Source organism: Lachnoclostridium sp. An14 (assembly GCF_002160755.1).
GTDB lineage: Bacteria > Bacillota > Clostridia > Lachnospirales > Lachnospiraceae > Lachnoclostridium_A.
Window position 1 is genome coordinate 1 of sequence record NZ_NFLE01000086.1, and the last position, 847, is coordinate 847.

1 protein-coding gene is annotated in these 847 nt (G+C 45.5%); it reads right to left on the reverse strand.

What is annotated here, in order from left to right:
* A partial coding sequence (locus tag B5E84_RS20205) for an ISAs1 family transposase (RefSeq protein ID WP_143469296.1) occupies positions 1-847 on the reverse strand: 847 nt, incomplete at both ends.

The following is an 847-nucleotide window of genomic DNA, read 5'->3' on the forward strand; positions in this document are numbered from 1 at the left end:
CCAATGACCCCTTACGGCTCGCGCGGCGTCTTCTATCTCTGTTGACAGGCTGCTTATAAAATATCTTTCCTCTATTTGCTCCTTCCCGTCTGCTCCCTTTATCGTGTTCCGCGTCAATAAAATGCTTTTCAGTCCTGACCATGCCTTTTTCTGGCTTAACCAACCGATATCTTCTGTCTGCCAGTACTCCCTCTTTTCGACTTTCCCTCTTGCTTTTTCCACGGTCTTTTTATAGGCGCATTTTTCCCGTAGCTCCGGGTCTGAGAAATAAAGCCTCACATCTTCATACAAGCTCCCCTGATTCCCTTTTAACGCCAGCACATAGTCCGCCCGTTTCTGTCGAATTTTCTTCGCGATTTCCGTCTGCGTTCCCATGGCGTCCGTTGTGATGATACATCCTTTTATCGTTAGACTGTCCAGCAGTTCGGGGATGGCCATGATTTCATTTGTCTTTTCCTCTACCCGTTTTTGGCCCAGGCAAAAGCCGTTCTCATCCACAGCACTGACAATATGGTTCCCTTTCTGGTTTTTATTTCCATTTCCCCTTTGGGTTTTTCCGTCAATGGCAAGCAGTTTCCTGATTTTATCTCCTTCCTCACGATTCAGCATTTCGTTCCATTTTTTCTGGAATTGCTCTAAAAATTCCGACGGCACCATCGCAAATACCCTCTGGATTGTATCATGGGAGGGAATCCCATTGGGAAGTTCCAAATAATTTCGCAGAAATCTCTCGTGCTCCTTTCCAAACACTTCCATTTCCACCCAGTCATCCGCATTTGCAAGCATAGCGAAAAAAACGAGCAGGATAATATCCTTCATTTTATGCAGAACCTTTTTCTCCTGTCTA